The sequence below is a fragment of the Musicola paradisiaca NCPPB 2511 genome, from assembly GCF_000400505.1.
Taxonomy (GTDB): Bacteria; Pseudomonadota; Gammaproteobacteria; order Enterobacterales; family Enterobacteriaceae; genus Musicola; species Musicola paradisiaca.
Genome location: NZ_CM001857.1, coordinates 2645905 through 2671978 on the forward strand (window position 1 = coordinate 2645905; position 26074 = coordinate 2671978).

The following is a 26074-nucleotide window of genomic DNA, read 5'->3' on the forward strand; positions in this document are numbered from 1 at the left end:
TCAATCGTCCGTAGCTCAATAGAGTCCGCAGGCTAAGTTCAGAGGTCAGTATGCTGTTGCGCGAGCTTTCCCCTTTTTCGTTGCAGTTTCCAGATCCTGAAACCGCGCTGCGCGAACCCAACGGCCTACTGGCCTACGGTGGCGATCTGTCGCCTGATCGCCTGCTCAGCGCCTATCGCCAGGGTATTTTCCCCTGGTACACGCCCGGCGACGCTATTCTGTGGTGGAGCCCCGATCCACGCGCCGTCCTGTTCCCGGAACAATTCCATTTAAGCCGCAGCATGAAGAAATTTATGCGACATACCCGTTATCGCGTCACGCTCAACCAGTCATTTACCGAGGTCATCACTGCCTGCGCCAACGAGCGGGATGACGGCACCTGGATCAGCGACGACATTATTGAAGCCTATTTATATTTGCATCAATCCACACATGCCCACTCCGTCGAAGTCTGGGATGATGGGCAATTAGTGGGCGGCCTGTACGGCATTGCGCAAGGTAGCTTGTTCTGCGGTGAATCCATGTTCAGCCGCGCTGATAATGCCTCCAAATTTGCGTTGACGGCATTCCTGTACCATTTTGTAGGTTACGGCGGACGGCTAATTGATTGTCAGGTGCTTAACCCCCATACCGCATCGCTGGGCGCAACAGAAATCCCCCGGCGTGATTTTCTATATCGGCTGGCGCAATACCGCACCCAGTCCCTCGGTAACGCTTGCTGGCAGCCTCAAACGCTGATCTTCCCCCCCGACACGCCATCCCGATAAATCGGCGGTGGGTGTTTACATGCCTTTACATGATGTGGGTTTTTCGGCATTATCTTGCCGGTTAAAAACTAAGGTAATTAAACCTAGAGGATTCGATGGCCAAAGAAGACAATATTGAAATGCAAGGCACCGTACTTGATACGCTGCCCAACACCATGTTCCGTGTTGAATTGGAAAACGGACACGTGGTTACCGCTCACATCTCCGGTAAAATGCGTAAAAACTATATCCGCATCCTGACGGGTGACAAAGTCACTGTGGAACTGACCCCGTACGACCTGAGTAAAGGCCGCATTGTCTTCCGTAGCCGCTAACAGGCTCGCCATCGTGTAACGCGATTTCACGAGGATGTCCCCCTCCGCAGCCCTTGCCTTCGGCGAGGGCGTTTCTTTGGGTCGATGTTTGCATCCGGCCCGTTGTTTTTCGGTAAAAAGGGTTTCCCCCGCGCAGGTAAATCGCTTTACCGCAGACTCATGACAACGACGACACAGCAACATATAACCAGGACAATACACCGATAGCGTCTATCGTTCAGGGCAGCGGGGGTTTCTCCCTTTGCGGCGAGATGCCAATCCATTGAGTCGGATTGCTGGGGCAACATCGCGTGAGCGGCAGCGCCCCAACAGCGCCAACGCTCAACGGGCAGGCACGGGTCTCCCGCTGGAAGGTTCACGCTGCATCCAACCCTGCGATAAGAGCCGGTTTTATACCGCAAACGACAGAAAACCACCTCATCGGCTAGGTTCAATCCGACGATGACCACATTCCCCAGATTGACATCAGCGCGGCGTCGCGGCTATTGGATCGAATGTGTCATGACACCCCGCGTTCATAGCCGGCAACGTTGATAAACTGGCAGTAAAAAAGGCATCCGCAGATGCCTTTTCACATAGGTATTTTTTTGCCTGATGACGGAGGCTCAGTGCACCGCCCCTTCCGGCCGGGTTTTGTGCGCACTCAAGAAGCGATAGGTCAACATCTGAGCGGCATCGTCCAGTTCTACCTTGACGGAACCACCATCCACCAGCGAACCAAACAGCAATTCGTTGGCCAACGGTTTTTTCAGGTTTTCCTGAATGACACGCGCCATAGGACGGGCGCCCATCGACTGATCATAGCCTTTGTCGGCCAGCCAGTTGCGCGCTTCTTCGCTCACTTCCAGCGAGACGCCCTTGGCATCCAGTTGCGCCTGCAATTCGACGATGAACTTGTCCACCACCTGCTGAATGACCTGCGGCGACAGATGGTTGAACCAGATAATGCCGTCAAGCCGGTTACGGAACTCCGGCGTGAAGACTTTCTTGATCTCTTCCATCGCATCGCTGCTATTGTCCTGCTGGATCAGGCCAATGGATTTGCGTTGGGTCTCACGCACGCCGGCATTGGTGGTCATCACGACAATAACGTTGCGGAAATCCGCCTTGCGGCCGTTATTGTCGGTCAGCGTACCGTTATCCATCACCTGCAACAGCAGATTGAAGACATCCGGATGCGCTTTCTCAATTTCATCCAGCAACAGCACCGAATGTGGATGCTTGATGACCGCATCGGTCAGCAACCCGCCCTGATCAAACCCGACGTATCCCGGAGGCGCGCCGATCAGCCGGCTGACGGTATGACGCTCCATGTACTCGGACATATCAAAGCGCAACAACTCAATATCCAGCGCTTTGGCCAGTTGCAGCGTTACTTCGGTTTTCCCGACCCCGGTCGGACCGGCGAACAGGAACGACCCCACCGGTTTACGCTCACTGCCAAGCCCGGCACGACTCATCTTGATGGCTTCGGTCAGGGCTTCAATCGCCGTGTCCTGTCCGAATACCAACATTTTCAGCCGGTCGTTGAGATTCTTCAGTACATCGCGATCGCTGGCGGAGACGGTTTTTTCCGGGATGCGGGCAATACGCGCCACCACGGATTCGATATCCGCCACATTGACGGTTTTTTTGCGTTTGCTGGCCGGCATCAGACGGCAACGCGCACCCGCTTCGTCAATCACGTCGATGGCTTTGTCCGGCAAATGGCGATCATTGATATATTTCACCGCCAGTTCAACCGCGGCACGAATCGCTTTAGCGGTATAGCGGACATCGTGATGGGCTTCGTACTTCGGTTTCAACCCATTGATGATCTGTACCGTTTCATCCACGCTGGGTTCGGTGATGTCGATTTTCTGGAAACGCCGGGCCAGCGCGCGATCCTTCTCAAAGATATTGCTGAATTCCTGATAGGTAGTCGAACCTATCACCCGAATCTTACCGCTGGACAACAGCGGCTTGATCAGGTTGGCGGCATCTACCTGACCGCCCGAAGCGGCGCCCGCGCCGATGATGGTATGAATTTCATCGATGAACAGAATGCTGTTTTGATCCTGCTCCAGCTGCTTCAGCAGCGCCTTGAAGCGTTTTTCAAAATCACCCCGGTACTTGGTGCCGGCCAGCAGCGAACCGATATCCAGCGAATAGATACTGCAATTCGCCATGACTTCGGGTACGTCGCCCTGCACGATACGCCAGGCTAGCCCTTCGGCGATGGCGGTCTTCCCGACACCGGACTCCCCGACCAGCAATGGATTGTTCTTACGACGACGGCATAATACCTGGATGGTGCGTTCCAGCTCGCGATCGCGGCCAATCAGCGGATCGATGCCCCCTACCCGGGCAAGCTGGTTAAGGTTGGTGGTGAAGTTTTCCATACGTTCTTCGCCTCCGGCCTGCTCTTCGTTTACCGGGTTTTCCGCGCTGGCCGACGGCCCCCCGGATTCCGTTTTACGTGTACCGTGTGAAATGAAATTCACCACATCCAGCCGGCTGACGTCATGCTTGCGCAGCAGATAAGCCGCCTGCGACTCCTGCTCGCTGAAAATGGCGACCAGCACATTGGCGCCGGACACTTCGCTGCGCCCCGACGACTGAACATGAAACACCGCGCGCTGCAATACGCGCTGGAAACTCAGCGTCGGCTGGGTATCCCGCTCCGTGTCGCTTTGCGGCAGCGTCGGCGTAGTTTGTTCAATAAAGGTTTCCAACTCCTGGCGCAGCGCGGCCAAATCCACCGTACAGGCTTCCAGCGCCTCGCGTGCGGAGGGGTTACTGAGTAACGCCAGCAACAAGTGCTCCACGGTCATGAACTCATGCCGGTGCTCGCGCGCTCTGGCAAAAGCCATGTTGAGACTGAGTTCCAGTTCTTGATTGAGCATAGGCACCTCCCCCAATAAATTGCCTTGATTCAGGCCTTTTCCAGCGTACAGAGCAACGGATGCTCATTCTCTCTGGCGTAACGATTCACCTGCGCCACCTTGGTTTCAGCCACTTCCGCACTGTAAACACCACAGATGGCTTTGCCTTGATAGTGAACCGTAAGCATCAGTTGCGTTGCACGTTCAATATCATAAGAAAAGAACTTTTGCAGAACGTCAATAACAAATTCCATTGGCGTGTAATCATCATTGTTTAGTATCACTTTATACATAGAAGGCGGCTGTAGCGCCTCCTCATGAAGATCTTTCGTCTGGCCTTCGACTTGCGGCCCTGTATTGTGATTTGCCATCTCTTAATCCGACCCGGTTCTTCATCTTCCGTCGACCGTCATCCGCGGTCACGCGCCTGATTTCATTGTATCATCGCCTGCAGAAGGTGTGTCCCGTAATTGCGTCGCCCGGGGCTTTCCCGCACGCCGCCGACGGCATATCTCATTAACGGCAACGTGTCGTATCAATAGCGTTATCTGTATCAAATTTTCACAAACTTGCGACAACAGGCCCGGAAAGGGTGCTTGACGGCCAAAGTGATTTCACTAGAGTGTGAGGTTGGATTGTTGCTGTTTTAATCAATCCGGGGTTTCCTTAACCAATTAACCTCACCTTAGAGAATACTCTAGCGAAGGATGGAAATGCATGGAGACGGGTACTGTTAAATGGTTCAATAATGCCAAAGGCTTTGGCTTTATTTGTCCTGAAGACGGCGGAGAAGATATCTTCGCTCACTATTCGACGATTCAGATGGATGGTTACAGGACGCTAAAAGCCGGGCAAATAGTAAAATTCACCGTGCACCAGGGGCCTAAAGGAAATCATGCCAGTCTGATCGTGCCGGTGGTCGGCGAAACGGTCGCCTGAACTCACCCCACGCATTCTGGTTTTCTTTTTTAGTTCCTGATACCAGGTAAAAAACAAACACCTGTGCCGGCCGCCAAGCGGTCGGCATTTTTCTTTAACCCCCCAGCGTATTGCCCTCCCCTGTGGGGATACCGTGGCGGAACAACGTTACCGCAACGTGTCGTCAGAAAAATAACTCGGACGCGAGGCCGGCCTAGTTCAGTCGGCCCGGCCGCGAGCCAGCCACAAGACACGGGAGAATAGAGTGCGCAGAAGTTGAGGGATGGCCGCTTCGCTCTGTTCGGCGGCCGCCATCGCCACCTCAATCGCCAGATCGGGCTTGGATGTACGATGAATGGCTTTCGTAATGACTTTCGCCATCGATAACGGAACTGGCTCCGGCAGTTGCGCGATGCGGTGATAAACGCCGCTAAAACCGTTACGGTACATAAAGTGCTCCATATCCAACGCCGGCAGTATCGTTAGATGGTCGCGTTCGCTTTCTCCCTGCGCTTGCAACAGGCTACGCACCGTGGCGGCGTACTTCTTCCCGGCGTCATCGCCATCCACCAACACATGCCATTCGATCCCCATGCGATAAGCAAATTTCAGCAACGGCCGGAGGCCGACCTGCGCAAACTCGATGACCCGCACCCCCTCCGCCTCAAAATGATGGCCGCATTGCCGCGCCATTTCGCTGAGCATCCAGACCTCCGTTTCCCCCTCCACCAACAGCCAGCAACGCGCAAACAACGACGCCGGACGGTTGAAGCGGATATGGAAGGTGATACGGCGGCTGTCCTCCTGGCTCATCCCCTGACGCCCAATCCGATAGGGCGCAACCTTGGCCGACTCCCTCACCAGGCGACACACCTGCTCCACCGGCACCAGCGACAACAATTCGCCCGAATTGGTGGTGGTGATTTTCTGCAATGGCAGTTGGTTCAGCAGCCCCCACGCCACTGACAGCATGATGGGATGCAGCCGGGTTTCCGGATCTTCAATCAACAATAAGGGACGAGAATGTGGATCGAGCGCGATGGAGCCTTTGGCCTGCAACAACGTTGAAAACAGCTCGAGCAGGATAATACGGCGGCTACGACTGTTCGGCCCTGCAAACATCCGGTTGATCGTATCCAGCGAACGCCACGCCTTGCCGTTGCCGGCACGCGCATGCCGATAATGGTGCCGTTCGTTCGGCGCCGCCCCCTGTTCGGAGAAATAGTGTTCGACCAGTTGTCGCATGGCGACCATCCCCTGCCGCAGTTCATGGTCAGTCAGCCGGTTGGGATTCTGCGCCAGCTCGCGCATCAGGGTTTCAATCTGATGCGCAAGCCGTTCGTTGTTGTCGATGGCCGGCACCAGCGTACCGGGACGAAAACGGCGAATGAACCGCGCATCCCGCAAGCGCAACACCGGATGCAGACGAATGACCTCGCTGGCCAGCCAATCAATATTATCGAGCGGCAGAGCATGACCGCCCGCATCCAGAAAGCTACGCCAGGTAAAGATCGCCTGGCTTTCGTCCACTTCGCCTTCCAGACGATAGAAAATGCGGTGCAGTTTACTCTCCCCTTTGATCCAGACCGGAGAAAGAGACCGGTAACGCGGCGCCAGATGGTGGCCGGGGGCAGATTCGCAAAACGTGAAGATCACTTGCAGATGGCGTTCCCGGCTGGTTTCATCGCCGGGCGTAAAATGGAAATCCTGCAGGTCGAAATGGTAGAGCGGCAACGACGGGGCCAGCAAAAGCGACAAAGCATCCAACAGGCTCGATTTGCCCCAGGCGTTTTCGCCAATCAGCACCGTGTTGTCATCCAACGTCAGCGACAAACGGTTGATCCCACGGAATCCCAGAATATCGATTCTTTCCAGATACATCCGTGCCCTCCTTTTGCATATGCATTATGAGCATGACGACAAAACCACGGCAGGGTCAAGCCCCCATCCCCGGATATGCCTGGGTGCGCATGCAATGACGCTATAACCGGGCAAATTTCAGCCAACCGCCGTTATGGATATCAAATGCAAGTGATTGTCATCCGCGACGCAAAATTGCGCTATGTCAAACTTACTTAAAGTTGCATCAAAAAAACCTTTTTGGTCGCCGTCAACCGGATTACTTTATAAATGGCATTTAAAATACAACTTTAAAAGGACGTCATCATGTACTGCGTGCAATGTGAACAGACCATCCGAACCCCTGCCGGCAACGGCTGCGCCTATGCGCAAGGCATGTGCGGCAAAACCGCCGAAACCTCCGACTTGCAGGATCTGCTGGTCGCCGTGCTGCAGGGGCTTTCCGCTTGGGCGCTGCAGGCCAGAGCGCAAGGCATCGTCGACCACGAGATCGACCATTTTACCCCACGTGCTTTCTTCGCCACGCTCACCAACGTTAACTTCGATTCCCAGCGCATCATCGGCTATGCCAAAGAAGCGATCGCCTTGCGTCATTCCCTGGCGACGCGCTGCCGCCTGCTGGACGCCTCGGTCAACGTCGATCACCCGATGGCCACGCTGGAACTGGCGGGCGACGATATCGCCGTTCTGCGTGATCAGGCCGCCCAGTTCGCACTGAATCAGGATCAGGCCGCCATCGGCGATGATATCCACGGCCTGCGTATGCTGTGTCTCTATGGCTTGAAAGGCGCGGCGGCCTACATGGAACACGCCCATGTACTGGGGCAGTACGACGACGCGCTGTATGCGGAATTCCATGCCTTTATGGCCTGGCTCGGCACTCGTCCAACCGATGTAGCAACCCTGCTGAATAATGCGCTGGCCATCGGCAAAATGAACTTCGGCGTCATGGCGATTCTGGATCGCGGCGAAACCGATACTTACGGGCACCCACAACCGACGCAAGTCAATGTCCGCCCGGTTGCGGGCAAAGCCATCCTGATTTCCGGCCATGACCTGAAAGATCTGCGCATGCTGCTGGAACAAACCCAGGGCACCGGCATCAATATTTATACCAATGGCGAAATGCTGCCGGCCCACGGCTACCCGGAGCTGAAAAAATTCCCGCATCTGGTGGGGAACTACGGCAGCGGCTGGCAGAACCAGCAAACGGAATTCGCCAAATTCCCGGGGCCGATCGTGATGACCTCCAACTGCATCATCGACCCCAGCGTCGGCCAGTACACCGACCGCATCTGGACGCGCAGCATCGTCGGCTGGCCGGGTGCGAAACATCTTGAGGGCGACGATTTCAGCGCGGTCATCGCGCAAGCGCAGCAGTTGCCCGGCTTCCCCTACAGCGAAATCGAGCACCTGATCACCGTCGGCTTCGGTCGTCAGACGCTACTCAGTGCCGCCGATACCGTGATCGATCTGGTCGCACAAAAAAAACTGCGCCATGTTTTCCTGATCGGCGGCTGCGACGGCAGCCGCACGGAGCGCAGCTACTACACCGATTTCGCCCGCAGCGTACCGAACGACTGCCTGATCATGACATTGGCCTGCGGCAAGTACCGCTTCAACAAACTGGATTTCGGTACGCTGGAAGGTTTACCGCGTCTGCTGGATGTGGGTCAGTGCAATGATGCTTACTCCGCCATCATGCTGGCGGTGAATCTGGCGGAAAAACTGGGTTGCGGCGTTAATGACCTGCCGTTGAGTCTGGTGCTGTCCTGGTTCGAACAGAAAGCGATCGTCATCCTGCTGACGCTGCTGGCGCTGGGCGTGAAGAACATCTACACCGGCCCGACCGCCCCCGCCTTCCTGACGCCGAATCTGCTGGCCATTCTGAACGAGAAATTCGGCATGCGCCCCATCACCACGGTGGAACAGGATCTGGACGCCATTCTGACCGCCTGACGGCCGTCGCCCAACGGCCCATCAGCAGGCCGTTGGGCAGAATCAAGGAGAATAGACATGACCATGCCTACGCCATCGTGTCCCAACCGTATGCAGGTACACAGCCTCCATCAGGAAACGTCGGATGTCTGGACGCTGTCGCTGATAAGCCACGATTTTTACCCCTGGCAACCCGGCCAGTACGCGCTGGTCAGCATCGATGGCAGCGCCGATACCCTGCGCGCCTATACCCTGTCCTCTTCGCCGGGATTGAGCCGCTTTATTACGCTGACAGTGCGCCGACTGGAGAGCGGGCTCGGCTCCACCTGGCTGACGCAACAGGTTAAACCGGGCGATTACCTCTGGCTTTCCGACGCCCAGGGCGAATTCACCTGCCGCCGGGCGGTCAGCGATCGTTACCTGATGCTGGCGGCGGGATGCGGCGTCACCCCGATCATGGCCATGACGCGCTGGCTGCTGGCGATGCGACCGGAAGTCGATGTTCAGGTGATGTTCAACGTGCGGGATCCGCAGCAGGTGATCTTTGCCGATGAGTGGCGCTCGCTGAGCCAACGCTATCCGCAGCAGTTGCGCTTGACGCTGATGGCCGAACAGGACGCCGCCGTCGGTTTTCTCAGCGGCCGGCTGACGGAAACCGTGTTGCAACAGCAGGTGCCGGATATCGCCCGTCGTACCGTCATGACCTGCGGCCCGCACCCCTATATGAAACTGGCGCAGACCCTGAGCTTACAATTGGGCGTCGGCCCGGATCGGTTCTTTAAAGAGCAATTCGGCGCAGAGCCGGTGGAAGACATTGACGACGACAATACCCTCACCATGACGATCCGCAATCCGCTGCGGCAGGTGAAAGTACCGGTGGGCGTCAGCCTGCTGGCGGCGCTGGAAAGCCACAACCTGCCGGTCAATGCCGCCTGCCGCGCCGGCGTATGCGGCAGTTGCAAAACCCGGATACTGCACGGGCAGTACACCACCACCAGCACCATGACGCTGACCCCGGAAGAGGTGGCGCAAGGTTATGTGTTGGCCTGTAGCTGTCAGTTGCAGGGCGACATCGTTCTGGCATAACCGTCCGTATCCGCGTCAGCGATACCGTCCGCCGCGGCGCCTGCCTGCCGCGGCGTAAACCAGTTGCGCACGACAACCATCTCATCCAATATGGGCATGCTTTTTCAGGTTGTCCGCTCAGGCAGGAGCAGAGCATCATGGCCCACACCCATCCCAACCCCGTGCTGATTCTCGGCGCCAGCAGCTATATCGGCCGTCACCTGACCGCCTGGCTAAGCCGGCAAGGGCAGCCGGTCATCGCCGCATCGTCCCACCCCGAACGCCTGTCCGCGCTGGCGCTCCCCGGGGTTCGCAACGAATATCTCGATCTGATGAAACCCCACACCTTACCGGAAGGGCTATGGCAGGCGGAGACCCTCTATTACCTGTTCCACAATATGGAAGACGGGCCGGATTTCGTCGATCGCGAACGTCAGTCGGCGCAAAACCTGCGCCACATGCTACGCACCAGCCATGTCCGTCAGATCATCTGTCTCGGCACCGTCTCCTCATCACCGCCGTTGTTATCCGAATACGCCCATGCCCGTCAGCAGACCGGCGATATTTTACGCAACTGCGGCATTCCCGTGACGGAGATACGCATCGGCCCCATCATCGGCCCCGGCTCCGTCGCGTTTGAAGTGATGCGCAGCGCGGTCGAGCATCTGCCCATACTCATGCCGCCGCATTGGACACGCGCGAAATCATCCCCCATCGCGCTGGACAACCTGCTGCACTACCTGGATGAAATTCGGCGCCATCCCACAGCCGAACACCGTGTGCTGGAAGCAGCCGGGCCAGATTTCGTGAGCTATATCAGCCTGTTACGGCGCTTTATCCGTCTGGCGGGCAAACGCCGATGGGTCATCCCGCTGCCGCTGTCTTTCAATGCGCTGTCCCGTTGTTTCCTCCAGGCCGTCACTTCGCTGCCGCGTCCGTTTATCCACGCCTTAATCGCCAGCCAGCAACAGGATATCGTGATGACTGACAACAGCTTGCAACAGCTGATTCCCCAACGCCTGCAAACCGTTGACGACGCCATCGCCGCCGCGCTCAACAGCGCAATAGACGAAATGAGCCACCCGGACTGGGGATTCGACGCCACTGCCCGTGCGCGCTGGCGCCCTGGGTTTGCTTTTTATCCCAAGCGGGTCGGGTTTAGTCAGAAAACCGTCGCCAGCAGCAAAGCGATCTGGCATGTGACGCAGCGCGTAGGCGGCGCGGACGGCTATTTTTATGCCAACCGGTTATGGCGGATACGCGCACGGATCGACGATCTGTGCGGCAATCAAGTGGTGTATGGCCGGCCGGCGCGTAATGAGTTACGCACCGGCGATAACATCAATGGCTGGAGGGCGCTCGCCGTGCAACCGCCTCATAGCCTGAACCTGCTGTTCGGTATGAAAGCGCCCGGGCTGGGACGATTGACCTTTACCATCGACGAACGAGGCACCTACCGCATCGTCGGCATCCACGCCTGGTGGCATCCTGACGGGTGGAAAGGCCTGCTGTACTGGTACCTGATGACCCCGATCCATGTGTTCATTTTTCGCGGCATGACCCAACGGATTGCGCAGTTGGCGGAAGAGGCGGAATTGCCAGACCCTGACAACAGCTTGCCCGGCGATAGCTAAACGCGCCCTCAGGAATCGCTAAACACGGCCCTCGGGATCAGCGCGATGCGCCGTACTTCTCCAGCAATGCATCAACCATGGCGTCGGTTTCCGCATCCGGTTGCCCGTCGGCCCGCTGTGGGCGAAAGTGCATCTGAAACGCGGCGATAACCCGTTGTTGCTGGCGAGCGCTCATCCCCTCCGTCACCTCATACCCGTAACGCCCCAGCTTTTCCAGCAGCGTCCGGCGGTCTACTGCCGCATGCGGCGCTCTGCCTTGCAGATAGAACGCCACCCGCTCTGGGTCAGGCCAGGCGCCGATGCCCTGCTCCGCCAACGCCTGCCAGGGAAACAAAGGGCCGGGATCGGTTTTGCGTTGCGGCGCGATGTCGCTGTGCGCCACCACATTCGGCGGTGCAATGGCGTAACGACGAATGATATCGCGCGCCAAATCCGCCACCAGTGCGATCTGTGACGCAGGATAGGGCGTCCACTCAGCCCCGGAGGCGGTATCCCGCTGGCCGGGATTTTCCAGCTCGATCCCAATCGAAACCTGATTCAGGTGGCTGTAGCCGCGCCAATGGCTGACGCCGGCATGCCAGGCGGACTGCGACTCCGGCACCAACTGCCATGCCATCGGCTTGCTGTGGTACAGCGGCGGGACGGCGGGGATCAGGTAATGGGCGCTCACTTCATCTTCCGTCAGCACCTGTAACGCCTGAGGAAACGAGCCGACCGTGTAATGGATCACCAGAAACTGCACTCGTGACGAGTGTGAACGCGCCTTCACCGCCTGTTCCAGCACATAGCGCCCTTCATCAGTACGGGAATCCGACATCTGGCAACCGGACAGCATCGTCAACAACAACGCTGCCGTTATCAGGCGCCGCATCATGTTCACAGACGGCTTACCCTCACAGCGGTTCCGCTGACGGACACCATCAGCATGCTGCCGTTTTTACCCACGGTTTCGTAGTCGATATCGATACCGACAATCGCATTCGCGCCCAGCTCCAGCGCCTGCTGTTCCATTTCTTGCATCGCGATTTCCCGCGCCCGGCGCAGTTCATGCTCATAAGCGCCGGCACGGCCGCCGACGATATCCCGCAGCCCAGCCAACAGGTCACGGAAAATGTTCGCCCCCAGAATCGTCTCGCCGGTCACGACGCCGCAATAGGCATCGATGGCATACCCTTCCAGCGTCGGGGTGGTGGTTAACTGCATCATGCTCGCTCCCTTTCCTGTGTCGTCAAGGCCGCCGGCTTCACTGTCAGCCGGGAGGGCCATATTCCGCCTTATCGCAGGCGACAGCCCGGCACACTTTCTCACACCAAGGCGGCGGATGGACAGCGTTTACCGGAAAAACAGGGGCGACAAGGGCCGGGTCAACATTTCGTGTTATTCAGGGAAACGTGTTCACGGCGGGGAAGTGCGGGAGGCGGCTCCGGGCGGGCGCTGCGCAGCAGGTCGGCCCGCTGGGCGCAGAGGATGAAACACAACGGCAAGGCGGAACACCGCGACGAAAGCCGCGCCGCATCAGGGTGGATACGATGTTGAACGATATCCGCTTTCACCATGCCGCACAATTTTGTGCTGGTAGATCAACAAAAAGTCGTGTAATTGCAATTTTTGGGCCGGGGCGATTGCAGAAGTATCCTGCCGACGCTACCATCTGCGGCATCAATGTCTATTCAATTCTTACGCATGAGTATTCAACTAACCGGCATTAACTGTTTTTATGGCGCACATCAGGCGCTGTCTGACATCACTCTTGATTGTCCTTCCGGGGAAACCCTGGTGTTGCTGGGCCCCAGCGGTGCGGGAAAAAGCTCGCTGCTGCGGGTACTTAACCTGCTGGAGATGCCGCGTTCCGGTACGCTGGCGATTGACGGCACCCAATTTGATTTCCGCGACGCCCCCGGCGAAGACGCTATTCGCCAGTTGCGCCGCCATGTCGGCATGGTGTTTCAGCAATACAATTTATGGCCGCACCTCACCGTGCAGCAAAATCTGGTGGAAGCGCCCTGTCGGGTGTTGGGGTTAACTCGCCAGGACGCCGGCGCCCGCGCCGAAAAATTGCTGACCCGCCTGCGTCTGAACGACTTCGCCGACCGTTATCCGCTGCACCTGTCCGGTGGTCAACAACAGCGCGTAGCGATCGCTCGCGCCTTGATGATGGAACCCAACGTACTGCTGTTCGATGAACCGACCGCCGCGTTGGATCCGGAAATCACCGCCCAGGTGGTGAGCATCATTCAGGAATTGAGCGAAACCGGCATCACGCAGGTTATCGTGACCCATGAAGTGGATTTTGCACGCAAAACCGCCAGCCGTGTGGTGTACATGGAAAATGGCCGTATCGTGGAACAAGGCGACGCCTCGCACTTCACTCAGCCCCAGACACCCGAATTCGCTGGCTATCTGTCTCATTGACATTATCAGGAATAATCATGAAAAAAATCATCCTCGCGGCCCTGCTGGCCGGATTAAGCGTTTCCGCCTCCGCCACCGACACCCTTCGTTTCGCGACCGAAGCGTCCTACCCGCCGTTTGAATCCGTGGACGCCAGCAACCAGATCGTCGGCTTCGACATCGACCTGGCCAATGCACTGTGTAAACAGATTCAGGCCACCTGTACCTTCAGCAACCAGGCGTTTGACAGCCTGATCCCCGGCCTCAAATTCCGCCGTTTCGATGCGGTCATCGCCGGCATGGATATCACCCCGGAACGCCAGCAGCAGGTTTCTTTCACCCAGCCTTACTATGAAAATTCGGCGATGTTCATCGCCCAGAAAGACAAGATTGCGAATGTCGCCGCCCTGAGCGGTAAACGTGTCGGGGTTCAGAACGGCACCACGCATCAAAAATTCTTGCTGGATAAGCATAAAGACATCACGGTCGTGCCTTATGACAGCTACCAGAACGCGGTGCTGGATCTGAAAAACGGCCGTCTGGACGCCGTGTTTGGCGACACGGCGGTCGTCAACGAATGGCTAAAACAGAATCAGGGCCTGGCCGCCGTTGGCGACAAAGTCGCGGATAAAGACTACTTCGGCATTGGCCTGGGCATCGCGGTGCGCCAGAACAACGACGAACTGGTGAAAAAATTCAACGCCGCGCTGAACACAATCAAGCAGGATGGTACTTATCAGGCCATCTATAAGAAATGGTTCCAGCAATAATCCGACGCTAATGATTGAACTTCACCCTCTTGCAAGCGCCGCCGGGATGACCGTCGGCCTTGCCGTTTGCGCCCTGATGCTGGGGCTGGCGCTGGCCATGCTGTTCGCCCTGTGGGAAACCGCCCGTTGGAAAACGGTTGCGGCCTGCGGCACGGCGCTGGTCACGCTGTTACGCGGCCTGCCGGAAATTCTGGTGGTGCTGTTTATCTACTTCGGCTCCTCCCAGCTGCTGCTGACGCTGGCGGATGGCTTTACCCTCAATCTGGGCGTAGTGCAGTTTCCAGTGAAGCTGAATATCGAGAACTTCGAGGTCAGCCCGTTCCTGTGCGGGGTCATCGCACTGGCGTTATTGTATGCGGCATATGCTTCTCAGACCCTGCGCGGCGCGCTCAAAGCCGTTCCTCGCGGGCAGTGGGAATCCGGCCAGGCGCTGGGTATGAGCAAAAGCGTGATATTTCGGCGTCTGATCATGCCGCAAATGTGGCGCCATGCCCTGCCGGGCCTCGGCAATCAGTGGCTGGTACTGCTCAAAGATACCGCGCTGGTGTCGCTGATCAGCGTTAACGATCTGATGTTGCAAACCAAAAGCATCGCCACCCGCACGCAGGAACCCTTTACCTGGTACATGATCGCCGCGGCTATCTATCTGGCGATCACCCTGCTGAGTCAGGCGATCCTACAGCGCATCGAAACCCGCGCTACGCGCTTTGAACGGAGGCCGTCCTGATGCTCGGTTACATACCCGAATTGCTCAAAGGCCTGCATACCAGCCTGTGGCTGACCATCGCCTCGCTGCTGCTTGCGCTGGTGTTGTCGCTGGCGCTGACCGTGGTCCTGACGCTGAAGACGCCGCTGCTCTCATCGCTGGCCAGGGTCTATATCACGCTGTTCACCGGTACACCGCTGCTGGTGCAGATCTTTCTGATTTACTACGGCCCCGGTCAGTTTGAGTCCATCCGCCAGATCCCCTGGCTGTGGAGCCTGCTGTCCCAACCCTGGCTGTGCGCCGTTAGCGCGCTGGCGCTCAACAGCGCCGCCTACACCACTCAGCTGTTCTACGGCGCGGTACGCGCCATTCCGGCCGGGCAGTGGCAATCCTGCGCGGCGCTCGGCATGAACCGACGCGACACGCTGCATATCCTGCTGCCGTTCGCCTTCAAGCGCGCGCTCTCTTCCTACTCCAACGAAGTGGTGCTGGTGTTCAAAGGTACTTCGCTGGCGTATACCATCACGCTGATGGAAGTGATGGGCCACGGGCAACTGCTGTATGGCCGGACGTATGATGTGCTGGTGTTCGGCGCCGCCGGTATCGTTTACCTGTGCGTCAATGGCCTGTTGACGCTGTTGATGCGCCTTCTCGAACGTCGCGCGCTGGCCTTCGAGCAACGTAGCGCCTGAGCATTTCGACGCCCTGTCGCCAGGGCGTCGTTGCGCCTGTCAGCATTAACATAACATTCATTTATGATGAAATAATATTCAGTACCCTACCCTGCCGCCATCACAGCCTTCATTATCTCATTATAAAATATAAATATTATTTCAGTCCCACCAAGCCCACGCCAGATTATTGAATTTTTAATCATAATATTTGCATATGTATTTTATTGATGGCATGGTGTCTCCACTGGCGACACGCCGTAATACGAATGCACAAAAACAGACTGGAGTGATCATGAAAAAAATCGTCCTTGCCGCCCTGCTGGCGGGTTTCACCCTGAGTGCCACCGCTGCCGAGACGGTGCGTTTCGCGGCTTCCGCCACCTACCCGCCGTTCGAATCCCTGGATGCCGGCAACCAGATCGTCGGTTTCGATATCGATCTGGCTAATGCGCTGTGCAAACAGATACAGGCCACCTGTAGCTTCACCAATCAGGCGTTCGACAGCCTGATCCCGGCGCTGAAATTCCGCCGCTACGACGCCGTGATCTCCGGCATGGACATCACCCCGGAACGCAGTAAACAAGTCGCATTTACCCAGCCTTACTACGCCAACTCCGCCATCGTGATCGCGCAAAAAGGCAAGTATCACTCGCTGGCGAATCTGAAAGGTAAACGTATCGGTATGGAAAACGGCACCACTCACCAGAAATACCTGCAGGACACACATCCGGAAGTGAAGACCGTGCCTTACGACAGCTACCAGAATGCGCTGATCGATCTGAAAAATGGCCGGCTTGACGGCGTATTCGGCGATACCGCCGTAGTCAATGAATGGCTGAAAACCAACCCGGAACTGGCCACCGTCGGCGAAAAAGTGACGGATGAAGCCTATTTCGGTATCGGCCTCGGCATTGCGGTACGGCCGGATAACCAGGCGCTGCTGGAAAAACTGAATAACGCGCTGGCCGCCATCAAGGCCAACGGCACCTACAAAGCCATCAACGACAAGTGGTTCCCGCAGCAATAACCCTCAGAGCCCGCCGCCCGGACAGGTGCCGCGGGCTCACCGGCAACACCGCCTGACACCTGACGCGCAACCTGCTAGGCTCTGCACTTTGCATCACTGCCAGCACCACGATCCACCGAACCGGGCGCACATTATGTTTCCACTCTTATCGACCCTAAACCGCATTCCGAAAGGCGTATGGGTGTTGGGCGGCGTCAGCCTGCTGATGGATATCTCCTCCGAGATGATTCACAGCCTGTTGCCGCTGTTTATGACATCGACGCTGGGCGCCAGCGTGATGCTGATCGGCCTGGTGGAAGGGTTGGCGGAAGCCACCGCGCTCATCGTCAGGGTATTTTCCGGCGTACTGAGCGACTATCTCGGCAAACGTAAAGGGCTGGCGTTATTCGGCTATGGGCTGGGCGCGTTCAGTAAGCCACTGTTCGCGCTGGCGCCATCCCTCGGAATGGTGCTCGGCGCCCGCCTGCTGGATCGCATCGGCAAAGGGATCCGCAGCGCCCCTCGGGACGCGCTGGTGGCGGACATTACGCCATCGGACATTCGCGGCGCGGCCTTTGGGCTGCGCCAATCGCTGGATACATTCGGCGCTTTCGCCGGGCCGCTGATCGCCGTCGGTCTGATGCTGCTGTGGCACAATGATTTTCGGGCCATTTTTTGGGTCGCCGCGCTCCCCGGTCTGTTGTCCATCGCCTTGCTGTTTTTTGGCCTGAACGAGCCGGAACCCCGCCGCGTCGCCCCACGCGCCAATCCGATCCGCCGCGATAACCTCAAGCGCCTCGGCGCCGGTTATTGGTGGGTGGTCGGCACCGGCGCCATTTTCACCCTCGCCCGCTTCAGCGAGGCGTTTCTGGTACTGCGGGCACAGCAATTAAACATTCCTTTGCCGCTGATTCCGTTGGTCATGGTGGCGATGAACCTGGTCTACTCCTGTTCGGCGTACCCCTTCGGTAAACTGGCGGATCGCGTATCCCACCGTGCGCTGCTGCAAACCGGGCTGGTGGTGCTGATTCTGGCGGATATCGTGCTGGCATGGAGCACACATGGGTTCGGCTTGCTGTTGGGCGTGGCACTGTGGGGCATGCATATGGGGATGACGCAGGGATTGCTGGCGGCCATGATCGCCGACGAAGCGCCGGCTGACCTGCGCGGTACCGCCTACGGCATGTTCAACCTGATAAGCGGCATCGCCTTGCTGCTGGCCAGCACGATCGCCGGCGTACTGTGGAGCTACTGGGGCGCCGCCGCGACCTTTCTGGTCGGCGCGGCGTTCTGCGCGCTAACCCTGTTGGGAATGAAAAAACGCCCCCGGTAGGCCAGCCGTCGATGACCGTTGCAATAACGCCAGCACTTCGTAATGGGCGGTATGGGGAAACATGTCGAATAATTGTACCTTCACCGCCCGATACGCCGGCAGATGCGCCATATCCTGCGCCATGGTTTCCGCGTTACAACTGGAGTAAAGCAGGGCGGCGCCATGCGCGCCAGATACTGGCACAATTCGGCGCCGATCCCCCGACGAGGCGGATTGACGATCACCAAATCGGGCGTCCGGCTTTCGCCGACGGCGAAACGGGTGGAATCCAACGCCGCAAAGTTCACCTGCGATAACCCCAGTTGCTCCGCCGAGCGCCGCGCACAGGTAATGGCTTGCGCACTGATTTCAATGCCGGTCAGCGCCCGCTCCTGACTGGCGCAATGCAACCCGAATCCCCCTACCCCGCAGAACAAATCCCACAGGCTGCCGATCGGCAACCCCGCCACCCACGCACGGGCGGCGGCATACAACCGGGCAGCAACCTGAGGGTTGGTCTGGAAAAAGCTCTGCGGCCGGATGTACAGCGGCACCTGATTAAACCGCTCCTCCAGCGCCTGCGGTTCCGTCAGCGGGATCTCTTGCTCGCCCTCCATGATGGCCTGATGTACCGGCTGGATATTGGCGGAGATCACCGCCAACTGCGGCAATTGCTGCTGTAACCAGGGCAAGGCGGCGCGCAGTTGAGCCAGTTTGGCTTCAGATCGCACGACAAAGCGCAGCATGAAACGGCCGCTCAGGGTGCTTTGCGTCAACAGCAGATACTTCAGTTCACCGCGGCGGCGCGTCACGTTATAGGGCGTCAGCCCGGCCCGGGCGATAAAAGGCTTCAGCACCGCGAATACCGGCGCAAAATCTTGCGGATAGAGGGGACAATCGCACAGGTCGATCGGCGTACCATCGCGGCGCAGCATCCCCAGTAGCGGCCGCTCCACACTGCCGCTCACCACCATCTTGGCCTTATTGCGAAATGCGCTTTCCGCCGACGCCTCCGGCGGCAGCCACTGCGACACCGGATGCCCGGTCAGCAATCCACGCAGGTGTTGCTGCTTATCAGCTAACTGCTGCGTGTAGTCTTTCTCCAGCCACTGGCAGGAGCGGCAGGTTCCGTCGTTATAGCGGGTACATTGCATGGGAAGGCTGAAATCTGTCGTCAATACACAAAAGGGGGCTGATTGTACCATCAGCAGACGGGAAAGTTAGGACGGCTGGGCAAAAAAACGCTGACTGCGCCGGGGAATAAACAGCAACAAGATCAGCAACGCATCGGGTAGTTGTTGTAGCAGAAGGTTGTTGAGTATTTCGCCGGTCGTCCCGCCGCCGATATGAAATACGGGCGGTAAAAAGTCAACCATGGACGCCGTCAGCATATACACCGTCACCAAACATTCCGCCGCCAGAAAGCACCAGCGCCCCCAGTTGATGCCGGAAAGCACGGCAAACCCGCAACGAATTTCCAGGCTGACGATCACCAATGCCCCCAACAACACCAGCGTGGTATCCCATTCTTTGGCGCTGTTGCTTAGCCAGTCGACAAATTCGCTGACACCCAGTTCTCCCACCATCAGCAGGATCCTCAGGCAGCGGGTGGTAATAATCGCGATTCCCGCCACCATCACCGCCACCGGCGCGAACGCGCTACGCCGCATGATCGCTTTTTTACCGTATAGAATGGTGTGTTCCTCCTGAAACAATAACGCCACCTAAGTATGGTGGCGTTATCAGAAAAAAGGCAAACAAAACAGAAAAATGCGTTAGTTATGCACCGCGCGTCGTAAATCCCGCAACCGCTGTTTTTCCGCCCGCGCCATAAACCACCATGCGATCAGCCCGATAACGCCGACGACCAGCAAAATCAACGACGCCAGGGCGTTGATCTGCGGGTTGACCCCCATGCGCACGCTGGAAAACACCAGCATCGGCAGCGTCGTCGCGCCCGGCCCGGACACAAAACTGGCGATCACCAGATCATCCAGCGACAACGTGAACGCCAGCAGCCAGCCGGAAATCAGCGCCGGCGCAATCATCGGCACCGTGATGATGAAAAACACTTTCAGCGGCGTCGCACCAAGATCCATCGCCGCTTCCTCGATCGAATGATCCAGTTCACGCAGACGCGCACTGATCACCACCGTGACATAGGCCGAGCAGAAGGTGACATGCGCCAGCCAGATGGTGAACATGCCGCGTTCCGCCGGCCAGCCGATGGCGTGCCCCAACGCAACAAACAACAGCAGCAGCGACAGGCCGGTGATCACATCCGGCATCACCAGCGGCGCGGTCAGCATAAAGGCAAAGCCGGTAGAACCGCGAAAATTACCGAAGCGCACCATCACCACCGCCGCCAACGTGCCAATCACCACCGCCATCGTCGCCGAGGCGGCGGCGATAGTCAGGCTGAGCGCCACGGCGCTTATCATCGCCGAGTCTTCAAACAGCGCGCTGTACCACTGGGTCGACCAGCCCGCCCATACCGTCACCAGGCGCGAACTGTTGAACGAGTAGACAACCAGCATCAGCATCGGCGCGTACAGGAAGGTAAAACCCAGTACCAGAATCAGAATGCGCCACGGCGAACGCACTACCGGTAAATTGTTCATTCCTGATCCTCCGCCGCTTTGTTCTGATACTTGTGGAACCAGATGATGGGCACAATCAGCAGGATCAGCATCACCATCGCTACCGCCGAGGCCACCGGCCAATCGCGGTTGTTAAAGAATTCCTGCCACAGAATGCGCCCGATCATGATGGTGTCCGGGCCGCCGAGCAGTTCAGGGATCACGTATTCCCCTACCGTTGGGATAAACACCAGCATGGAACCGGCGATGATGCCGCCTTTGGTAAGCGGCACAATCACACTGAAGAACGTGCGTACCGGGCGCGCGCCGAGGTCGAGCGACGCCTCCACCAGCGAGTAGTCCAGCCGGGTCAGCGCGGTATAAATCGGCAGCACCATAAACGGCAAATAGGAATACACCACCCCGATATACACCGCCAGATTGGTATGCAGAATGGTCAGCGGCTGGTCGATGACGCCCAGCCAGGTCAGAAAATTGTTCAGAATACCGTTGTCCTTAAGGATCCCCATCCAGGCATAGACGCGGATCAGGAACGAGGTCCAGGACGGCAGGATCACCAACAGCAGCAGAATATTGCGGGTGGACGACCGGCTGTGCGCCACCGCCCAGGCCATCGGGTAGCCCACCAGCAGACAGCACAGCGTGGAAACCGCCGCGATTTTCAACGATTGCAGGTAAGCGTCGATATACAGCGGGTCAGACAACAATTGCAGATAGTTGCCGATATTGAGGCTTATTTGCAGGCGGTCTTCCGCCCACTCCATCAGGTTGGTGTACGGCGGTACGGTGCGCGCCATTTCCGCAAAACTGATTTTGAAAACAATCAGAAACGGCAGCATGAACAGGCACAGCAGCCACAGATACGGCAGCGCGATCACCAGTTTACGGCCATGAGCCAGCCGCAGCCGGGCCAACATAGCGCGCAACGGACTCATACTCTGTCCCGGCGGTTCGCGGTGTTCAGATAGCATTGTCATGACGTTTCCCCTTCCGTTACACCGTCAGCACGACGCAGCTGTCCGCATCCCAGCACAGACGCACTTCGTCGCCCCAGGTGGGCGAGCCCTTGCGGAAACGGTCGGCGTTCTGCAACTGGGCGCTGATGATCTGCCCGCTGCTGAGCCTGACGTGATAAATCGAGAGGTCGCCCAGATAGGCGATATGCACCACTTCGCCGACGGCGAAGTTGAACCCGTCCGCCGGCACCTCTTCGCACAGCATGATTTTTTCCGGACGCAGCGCGACATACACCGGCACGCCATCCACGATGGATACATCGGAATTCACTTTTAACGGGTGAACCAGCCCCGAACTTTGCAGGATCAGCGCATCGTCCTGGCGTTCGGTCAGCATGCCTTCAAACATGTTCACCGAGCCGATGAACTCGGCGCTGAAACGCGATGTCGGATTCTCGTAAATCTCTTCCGGCTCGCCGATCTGTACGAATTTTCCGCGGTTCATGATGGCGATGCGGCCCGCCATGGTCATGGCCTCTTCCTGATCGTGAGTCACCATGACGCAAGTCACCCCCACACGTTCAAGAATATCCACCACTTCCAACTGCATGCGGTCGCGCAGCTTTTTATCCAGCGCCCCCATCGGTTCATCCAGCAACAGCAGCTTCGGACGTTTCGCCAGACTGCGCGCCAGCGCCACACGCTGACGCTGGCCGCCGGAAAGTTGGTGCGGCTTGCGCCCTGCGAACTCCTGCATGTGCACCAGCGTCAGCATCTCCTCGACGCGGTCACGGATTTCGCCGCGCGACAGTTTGTCCTGCTTCAGGCCAAACGCGATGTTTTTTTCCACCGTCATATGCGGGAACAGCGCGTAGGATTGAAACATCATGTTGATGGGGCGCTGATACGGCGGCACCAGGGAAAGATCCTGCCCATCCAGCACAATCTGGCCGTGGGTGGGGTGTTCAAACCCGGCCAGCATACGCAGTAACGTGGATTTACCACATCCCGAGGCGCCCAGCAGCGCAAACATCTCGCCTTTGTAAATGGTCAGGCTGACATCATCAACCGCAAGTTGCCCATCGTATGATTTGGTCAGGTTGCGCACCTCCAGCAACGGGGTGGTTACTTTCTGAAGTTTGGGCTGAGGGCGGGGAATCGCTTCGTTCACTAATATTGCTCTCCGGCAGAAGCAGAACAAAATCGCAGCCGTTTGACTGCAACACAAATAGCGCAAACAGGCGGTGTTGAAGCCGCCTGTTTGCAGGATTATGAATCAAGGCCGACGACGGCTATTTGCCGCTTTTGACCTTGGTCCACGAACGTGTAATCACACGGTCGATTTTCGGTGATTGTACCTTGAGCGTGAACAGTTTGGCACGTACATCCGCAGGCGGATAAATGTTCGGGTTGCCGCGCACCTCTTCACTCACCAGCGCCGTCGCTTCCTTGTTCGGGTTCGCGTAGTACACATGGTTACTGATGTTGGCAATCACATCCGGTTTCAACAGATAGTTGAGGAATGCATAGGCTTCATCCAGATTCTTGGCATCCTTCGGAATCGCGAAGACATCAAAGAACGCCAGCGCGCCTTCTTTCGGGATGGCATAGCTGATATTCACGCCGTTTTTCGCTTCTTTAGCGCGATTGGCAGCTTGCATCACATCACCCGCCCAACCGATAGCCACGCAGATATCGCCATTAGCCAGATCGTTGATGTACTGGGAAGAGTGGAAGTAACGGATGCTCGGACGCAATTTCAACAACAGGTCGGTCGCATCTTTGCTGTAATCGGATTCCTTGGTGCTGTTCGGATCCTTACCCAGATAATTCAGCACGGTGGCGTAGATTTCAGCCGGCGCATCCAGGAAGGAAACGCCGCAGCTTTTCAGCTTCTCCAGGTTTTCCGGTTTTAGCACCAGATCCCAACTGTTGACCGGCACATCTTTGCCCAGCGCAGCCTTCACTTTCTCCACGTTGTAGCCGATGCCGGTAGTCGCCCACAGATAAGGCACGGCGTATTTGTGGCCCGGATCGTGCTCTTCAATCAGCTTCATCAGCTCCGGATCGAGATTCTTGTAGTTTGGCAGCTTGCTCTTGTCCAGCGGCTGGAACACGCCGGCGCTAATCTGGCGGCCCAGAAAACTGGCGGAGGGCACAACCAGATCGAATCCTGTGCTGCCGGCCATCAGTTTGCCTTCCAGCACTTCGTTGGAATCGAACACGTCATAAACGACCTTGATACCCGATTCTTTCTGGAAGTTCTCCAGCGTGTCCGGGGCGATATAGTCAGACCAGTTATAAACGTGCAGTGTTTTTTCTTCCGCAGTTGCGGTGACGGACGCGGCCATCAGCAAGCCGGCTAAAACACCCGAAAGCCATGTTTTACGTTGGGTGAACATCCGTTCCTTCCTCCATTCCAGGCGGTGAATTATGGGGTTAACAGCGCATTAACCGGATACAAAATGCTCTTCATCTGCGTTTATCACGCATCAAGATGAATAACCCTGTACCGGCATATTTCATCACTGAAACGATTGATCTTTAAACAAACCAGACAACAGGTTGTCTCATACTCCATACAGAAATAAAGCATAACCGCAGTGTTACAACCGCACCATACCGGAACGTAAAAAATGGGTTTTATCGATTATTTATGCAGATTCTATCTATGTGCTGCGTCAGCAAAGCACAAACACAGAAATATATTTGGCAAGATGGCGTGATAAACCGCATAAAATACGGTTTATCAAAAATAAGAAAATCTAATAGACAGCGCTTGATACGTAACGTAATCAATGCAGACTTGGCGAGTTCAGACGACCAGCAGGGCTCTCTTCCTCCTCCCCTAAAAACAGCAGATTATTGGCGCTGGCTTCCATGATCACCATGGAGACTTGCTGCTCGGCCTGCTGCATAAAGTGGCGGAACTGTTCCAGCGTCATACCGGCGCCGGCGCTGAACGTCTGGCACACAATCAGCTTGGGAAGGTTGTCGTCCTGAATATCGAGAAAAGCCTTGGCGGTCAGCGAACTGGCGTTGATCTGGCTCAGCTCGCCGACCAGCGGGATCAGCGCGGTGGGTTTTACTTCGGCAATCGCGGAAAACAGGATCACGCTGTCGGCAATATCCACCTTGGCGTCGAAAACGCCGTCGAAATTCTGCATATGCGGCAGATGCAGCGCCTGACAGGAATCGCACTCGAAATAGATAATGCCCAGTTGATCCAGCCACCGCCGAAGCAAATTCAAATCAGGGACGATGATTGAATCCATATTGACCGCCTTTTAAATGACTCTTTGAGAAAAAATTCCGACTTGCGGATAAACGAAACGCACCGGCAGCGATGCCGAAACGCAGGGGAACGAGCAGGCCGCCAGGGCCGAAAGTGTTACCGAACCTTGGCGGAACGGGGGACAGCGCGGTGATGCTGCTCAATGAATTCGACCATCATCCCTGCGATATCCATGCCGGTGGTGGTTTCTATTCCCTCCAGGCCCGGCGATGCGTTGACTTCCATGACCAGCGGCCCACGCTCGGCGCGTAGTATATCAACACCCGCAACATTCAGTCCTAATGTTTTTGCGGCTTTGACCGCAATTGCCCGTTCCTGAGGCGTAATCCGTACCAGTTTCGCCGAACCGCCGCGATGCAGATTAGAGCGAAAATCCCCCGGTTTGGCCTGACGTTCAATCGCCGCGACCACCCGATCGCCCACCACCAGACAGCGGACATCCTTACCCTGCGCTTCCCGAATGTACTCCTGCACCAGGATATGGGCGTTCAGTCCGCGAAAGGCATCGATCACGCTCTCCGCCGCCTGCTGGGTTTCCGCCAGCACCACACCGATGCCTTGGGTGCCTTCCACCAGTTTCACCACCAGCGGCGCGCCCCCGACCATCTTGATCAGATCCGCCGTATCGTCCGGTGAATGGGCAAACCCGGTGATAGGCAGATCAATCCCCTGGCGCGCCAGCAGTTGCAGCGAGTGCAATTTGTCTCTGGCGCGGATCACCGAAGCGGCATTATTGAGCGCAAAGCTGCCCAGCATTTCGAACTGACGCAATACCGCCGTACCATAAAAAGTAATCGCCGAACCGATACGCGGGATCACCGCATCATAATGCGCCAGTTGTCGCCCCTGATAATGAATCGAGGGCGTGGCGGAATTGATGTTCATATAACAGGAGAGCGGATCGATGACTTCAACACTGTGATGACGCTCTTCCGCCGCAGTGCTGAGGCGTTGGCAGGAATAGAGCGAACCGTCCCGCGATAAAATGGCAATCTTCATAGCGC

Annotated in this window: 24 protein-coding genes and 1 pseudogene; 12 read left to right on the plus strand and 13 right to left on the minus strand. The window is 57.2% G+C overall.

Annotation, left to right across the window (positions count from 1 at the left end; all coding sequences use genetic code 11):
• The first annotated feature begins 50 nt into the window (after positions 1–50).
• On the plus strand, positions 51–767 hold the full coding sequence (gene aat, locus DPA2511_RS11645; protein ID WP_015853958.1) for a leucyl/phenylalanyl-tRNA--protein transferase: 717 nt from the start codon (positions 51–53) through the stop codon (positions 765–767).
• A gap of 95 nt (positions 768–862) precedes the next feature.
• A complete protein-coding gene (gene infA / locus DPA2511_RS11650; protein WP_002211347.1) occupies positions 863–1081 on the plus strand; it encodes a translation initiation factor IF-1 in 219 nt (72 codons plus the stop codon).
• 605 nt (positions 1082–1686) lie between these two features.
• Here infA and clpA read toward each other — a convergent pair.
• Both clpA and clpS read right to left on the minus strand, forming a co-directional pair.
• On the minus strand, positions 1687–3966 hold the full coding sequence (gene clpA / locus DPA2511_RS11655) for an ATP-dependent Clp protease ATP-binding subunit ClpA (RefSeq protein WP_015853959.1): 2280 nt from the start codon (positions 3964–3966) through the stop codon (positions 1687–1689).
• Positions 3967–3995: 29 nt separating this feature from the next.
• The gene (clpS, locus tag DPA2511_RS11660; protein ID WP_015853960.1) at positions 3996–4316 is read right to left on the minus strand and encodes an ATP-dependent Clp protease adapter ClpS; all 321 of its coding nucleotides are present in this window, start codon (positions 4314–4316) and stop codon (positions 3996–3998) included.
• 346 nt (positions 4317–4662) lie between these two features.
• On the opposite strand from clpS, the gene cspD reads away from it, so the two are divergent.
• Positions 4663–4884, plus strand: coding sequence for a cold shock-like protein CspD (gene cspD / locus DPA2511_RS11665; RefSeq protein ID WP_015853961.1), 222 nt, complete (start codon positions 4663–4665; stop codon positions 4882–4884).
• Positions 4885–5082: 198 nt separating this feature from the next.
• On the opposite strand, the gene DPA2511_RS11670 is transcribed toward cspD, so the two are convergent.
• On the minus strand, positions 5083–6744 hold the full coding sequence (locus tag DPA2511_RS11670; RefSeq protein WP_015853962.1) for an ATP-dependent endonuclease: 1662 nt from the start codon (positions 6742–6744) through the stop codon (positions 5083–5085).
• Positions 6745–7029: 285 nt separating this feature from the next.
• Here DPA2511_RS11670 and hcp point away from each other — a divergent pair, with 285 nt between their 5' ends.
• The 3 genes from hcp (at position 7030) to DPA2511_RS11690 (ending at position 11360) form a co-directional block, all read left to right on the plus strand.
• Positions 7030–8682, plus strand: a complete 1653-nt coding sequence (hcp, locus tag DPA2511_RS11675; RefSeq protein ID WP_015853963.1) for a hydroxylamine reductase — start codon at positions 7030–7032, stop codon at positions 8680–8682.
• A gap of 57 nt (positions 8683–8739) precedes the next feature.
• Positions 8740–9747, plus strand: coding sequence for an NADH oxidoreductase (gene hcr, locus DPA2511_RS11680; RefSeq protein ID WP_015853964.1), 1008 nt, complete (start codon positions 8740–8742; stop codon positions 9745–9747).
• A gap of 137 nt (positions 9748–9884) precedes the next feature.
• Entirely contained in the window at positions 9885–11360 is a 1476-nt protein-coding gene (locus tag DPA2511_RS11690) for a DUF2867 domain-containing protein (RefSeq protein ID WP_015853965.1), read from the plus strand.
• A gap of 37 nt (positions 11361–11397) precedes the next feature.
• Here the strand turns inward: DPA2511_RS11690 and DPA2511_RS11695 are convergent, their stop codons facing one another.
• Entirely contained in the window at positions 11398–12234 is an 837-nt protein-coding gene (locus DPA2511_RS11695) for an N-acetylmuramoyl-L-alanine amidase (protein ID WP_023638340.1), read from the minus strand.
• 2 nt (positions 12235–12236) lie between these two features.
• Positions 12237–12563, minus strand: coding sequence for a heavy metal-binding domain-containing protein (locus DPA2511_RS11700; protein WP_023638341.1), 327 nt, complete (start codon positions 12561–12563; stop codon positions 12237–12239).
• A 480-nt stretch (positions 12564–13043) separates the two neighbouring features.
• Here DPA2511_RS11700 and artP point away from each other — a divergent pair, with 480 nt between their 5' ends.
• The 6 genes from artP (at position 13044) to DPA2511_RS11730 (ending at position 18240) form a co-directional block, all read left to right on the plus strand.
• Complete coding sequence (gene artP / locus DPA2511_RS11705; RefSeq protein WP_194250199.1) at positions 13044–13772, plus strand: arginine ABC transporter ATP-binding protein ArtP; 729 nt, start codon at positions 13044–13046, stop codon at positions 13770–13772.
• Positions 13773–13789: 17 nt separating this feature from the next.
• Complete coding sequence (gene artJ, locus DPA2511_RS11710; RefSeq protein WP_015853969.1) at positions 13790–14521, plus strand: arginine ABC transporter substrate-binding protein; 732 nt, start codon at positions 13790–13792, stop codon at positions 14519–14521.
• 10 nt (positions 14522–14531) lie between these two features.
• On the plus strand, positions 14532–15248 hold the full coding sequence (gene artQ / locus DPA2511_RS11715; RefSeq protein ID WP_015853970.1) for an arginine ABC transporter permease ArtQ: 717 nt from the start codon (positions 14532–14534) through the stop codon (positions 15246–15248).
• Positions 15248–15919 (plus strand): arginine ABC transporter permease ArtM, encoded by a 672-nt coding sequence (gene artM / locus DPA2511_RS11720; protein WP_015853971.1) that lies wholly within the window; start codon positions 15248–15250, stop codon positions 15917–15919. The genes artQ and artM overlap by 1 nt, the downstream gene beginning before the upstream one ends.
• A 274-nt stretch (positions 15920–16193) precedes the next feature.
• On the plus strand, positions 16194–16928 hold the full coding sequence (gene artJ, locus DPA2511_RS11725; RefSeq protein ID WP_015853972.1) for an arginine ABC transporter substrate-binding protein: 735 nt from the start codon (positions 16194–16196) through the stop codon (positions 16926–16928).
• Between the two features lie 133 nt (positions 16929–17061).
• Positions 17062–18240 (plus strand): MFS transporter, encoded by a 1179-nt coding sequence (locus DPA2511_RS11730; protein ID WP_015853973.1) that lies wholly within the window; start codon positions 17062–17064, stop codon positions 18238–18240.
• On the opposite strand, the pseudogene rlmC reads toward DPA2511_RS11730, so the two are convergent.
• The 8 genes and pseudogenes from rlmC to rimK form a co-directional block, all read right to left on the minus strand.
• Positions 18205–19373, minus strand: a pseudogene (gene rlmC / locus DPA2511_RS21650) (23S rRNA (uracil(747)-C(5))-methyltransferase RlmC). The gene DPA2511_RS11730 and the pseudogene rlmC sit on opposite strands and share 36 nt — an antisense overlap.
• Before the next feature lie 66 nt (positions 19374–19439).
• Positions 19440–19889, minus strand: coding sequence for a YbjO family protein (locus tag DPA2511_RS11740; RefSeq protein ID WP_153247147.1), 450 nt, complete (start codon positions 19887–19889; stop codon positions 19440–19442).
• 105 nt (positions 19890–19994) lie between these two features.
• A complete protein-coding gene (gene potI / locus DPA2511_RS11745; RefSeq protein ID WP_015853975.1) occupies positions 19995–20840 on the minus strand; it encodes a putrescine ABC transporter permease PotI in 846 nt (281 codons plus the stop codon).
• Positions 20837–21796, minus strand: a complete 960-nt coding sequence (gene potH, locus DPA2511_RS11750; RefSeq protein ID WP_015853976.1) for a putrescine ABC transporter permease PotH — start codon at positions 21794–21796, stop codon at positions 20837–20839. Before potH ends, potI begins: the two co-directional genes overlap by 4 nt.
• Before the next feature lie 16 nt (positions 21797–21812).
• On the minus strand, positions 21813–22946 hold the full coding sequence (gene potG / locus DPA2511_RS11755) for a putrescine ABC transporter ATP-binding subunit PotG (RefSeq protein ID WP_015853977.1): 1134 nt from the start codon (positions 22944–22946) through the stop codon (positions 21813–21815).
• A gap of 121 nt (positions 22947–23067) precedes the next feature.
• Positions 23068–24177, minus strand: a complete 1110-nt coding sequence (potF, locus tag DPA2511_RS11760) for a spermidine/putrescine ABC transporter substrate-binding protein PotF (protein WP_015853978.1) — start codon at positions 24175–24177, stop codon at positions 23068–23070.
• 393 nt (positions 24178–24570) lie between these two features.
• Positions 24571–25050, minus strand: a complete 480-nt coding sequence (locus DPA2511_RS11765; RefSeq protein WP_015853979.1) for a YbjN domain-containing protein — start codon at positions 25048–25050, stop codon at positions 24571–24573.
• A 116-nt stretch (positions 25051–25166) separates the two neighbouring features.
• Positions 25167–26069 (minus strand): 30S ribosomal protein S6--L-glutamate ligase, encoded by a 903-nt coding sequence (rimK, locus tag DPA2511_RS11770; protein ID WP_015853980.1) that lies wholly within the window; start codon positions 26067–26069, stop codon positions 25167–25169.
• Positions 26070–26074 lie beyond the last annotated feature (5 nt).

What these genes read in the sequence shown, in the direction of transcription:
- aat (WP_015853958.1), top strand. Translation starts at nt 51, where the DNA reads ATGCTGTTGCGCGAGCTTTCCCCTTTTTCGTTGCAGTTTCCAGATCCT.
- infA (WP_002211347.1), top strand. Translation starts at nt 863, where the DNA reads ATGGCCAAAGAAGACAATATTGAAATGCAAGGCACCGTACTTGATACG.
- clpA (WP_015853959.1), bottom strand. Translation starts at nt 3,966, where the DNA reads ATGCTCAATCAAGAACTGGAACTCAGTCTCAACATGGCTTTTGCCAGA.
- clpS (WP_015853960.1), bottom strand. Translation starts at nt 4,316, where the DNA reads ATGGCAAATCACAATACAGGGCCGCAAGTCGAAGGCCAGACGAAAGAT.
- cspD (WP_015853961.1), top strand. Translation starts at nt 4,663, where the DNA reads ATGGAGACGGGTACTGTTAAATGGTTCAATAATGCCAAAGGCTTTGGC.
- DPA2511_RS11670 (WP_015853962.1), bottom strand. Translation starts at nt 6,744, where the DNA reads ATGTATCTGGAAAGAATCGATATTCTGGGATTCCGTGGGATCAACCGT.
- hcp (WP_015853963.1), top strand. Translation starts at nt 7,030, where the DNA reads ATGTACTGCGTGCAATGTGAACAGACCATCCGAACCCCTGCCGGCAAC.
- hcr (WP_015853964.1), top strand. Translation starts at nt 8,740, where the DNA reads ATGACCATGCCTACGCCATCGTGTCCCAACCGTATGCAGGTACACAGC.
- DPA2511_RS11690 (WP_015853965.1), top strand. Translation starts at nt 9,885, where the DNA reads ATGGCCCACACCCATCCCAACCCCGTGCTGATTCTCGGCGCCAGCAGC.
- DPA2511_RS11695 (WP_023638340.1), bottom strand. Translation starts at nt 12,234, where the DNA reads ATGATGCGGCGCCTGATAACGGCAGCGTTGTTGTTGACGATGCTGTCC.
- DPA2511_RS11700 (WP_023638341.1), bottom strand. Translation starts at nt 12,563, where the DNA reads ATGCAGTTAACCACCACCCCGACGCTGGAAGGGTATGCCATCGATGCC.
- artP (WP_194250199.1), top strand. Translation starts at nt 13,044, where the DNA reads ATGAGTATTCAACTAACCGGCATTAACTGTTTTTATGGCGCACATCAG.
- artJ (WP_015853969.1), top strand. Translation starts at nt 13,790, where the DNA reads ATGAAAAAAATCATCCTCGCGGCCCTGCTGGCCGGATTAAGCGTTTCC.
- artQ (WP_015853970.1), top strand. Translation starts at nt 14,532, where the DNA reads ATGATTGAACTTCACCCTCTTGCAAGCGCCGCCGGGATGACCGTCGGC.
- artM (WP_015853971.1), top strand. Translation starts at nt 15,248, where the DNA reads ATGCTCGGTTACATACCCGAATTGCTCAAAGGCCTGCATACCAGCCTG.
- artJ (WP_015853972.1), top strand. Translation starts at nt 16,194, where the DNA reads ATGAAAAAAATCGTCCTTGCCGCCCTGCTGGCGGGTTTCACCCTGAGT.
- DPA2511_RS11730 (WP_015853973.1), top strand. Translation starts at nt 17,062, where the DNA reads ATGTTTCCACTCTTATCGACCCTAAACCGCATTCCGAAAGGCGTATGG.
- DPA2511_RS11740 (WP_153247147.1), bottom strand. Translation starts at nt 19,889, where the DNA reads ATGCGGCGTAGCGCGTTCGCGCCGGTGGCGGTGATGGTGGCGGGAATC.
- potI (WP_015853975.1), bottom strand. Translation starts at nt 20,840, where the DNA reads ATGAACAATTTACCGGTAGTGCGTTCGCCGTGGCGCATTCTGATTCTG.
- potH (WP_015853976.1), bottom strand. Translation starts at nt 21,796, where the DNA reads ATGACAATGCTATCTGAACACCGCGAACCGCCGGGACAGAGTATGAGT.
- potF (WP_015853978.1), bottom strand. Translation starts at nt 24,177, where the DNA reads ATGTTCACCCAACGTAAAACATGGCTTTCGGGTGTTTTAGCCGGCTTG.
- DPA2511_RS11765 (WP_015853979.1), bottom strand. Translation starts at nt 25,050, where the DNA reads ATGGATTCAATCATCGTCCCTGATTTGAATTTGCTTCGGCGGTGGCTG.
- rimK (WP_015853980.1), bottom strand. Translation starts at nt 26,069, where the DNA reads ATGAAGATTGCCATTTTATCGCGGGACGGTTCGCTCTATTCCTGCCAA.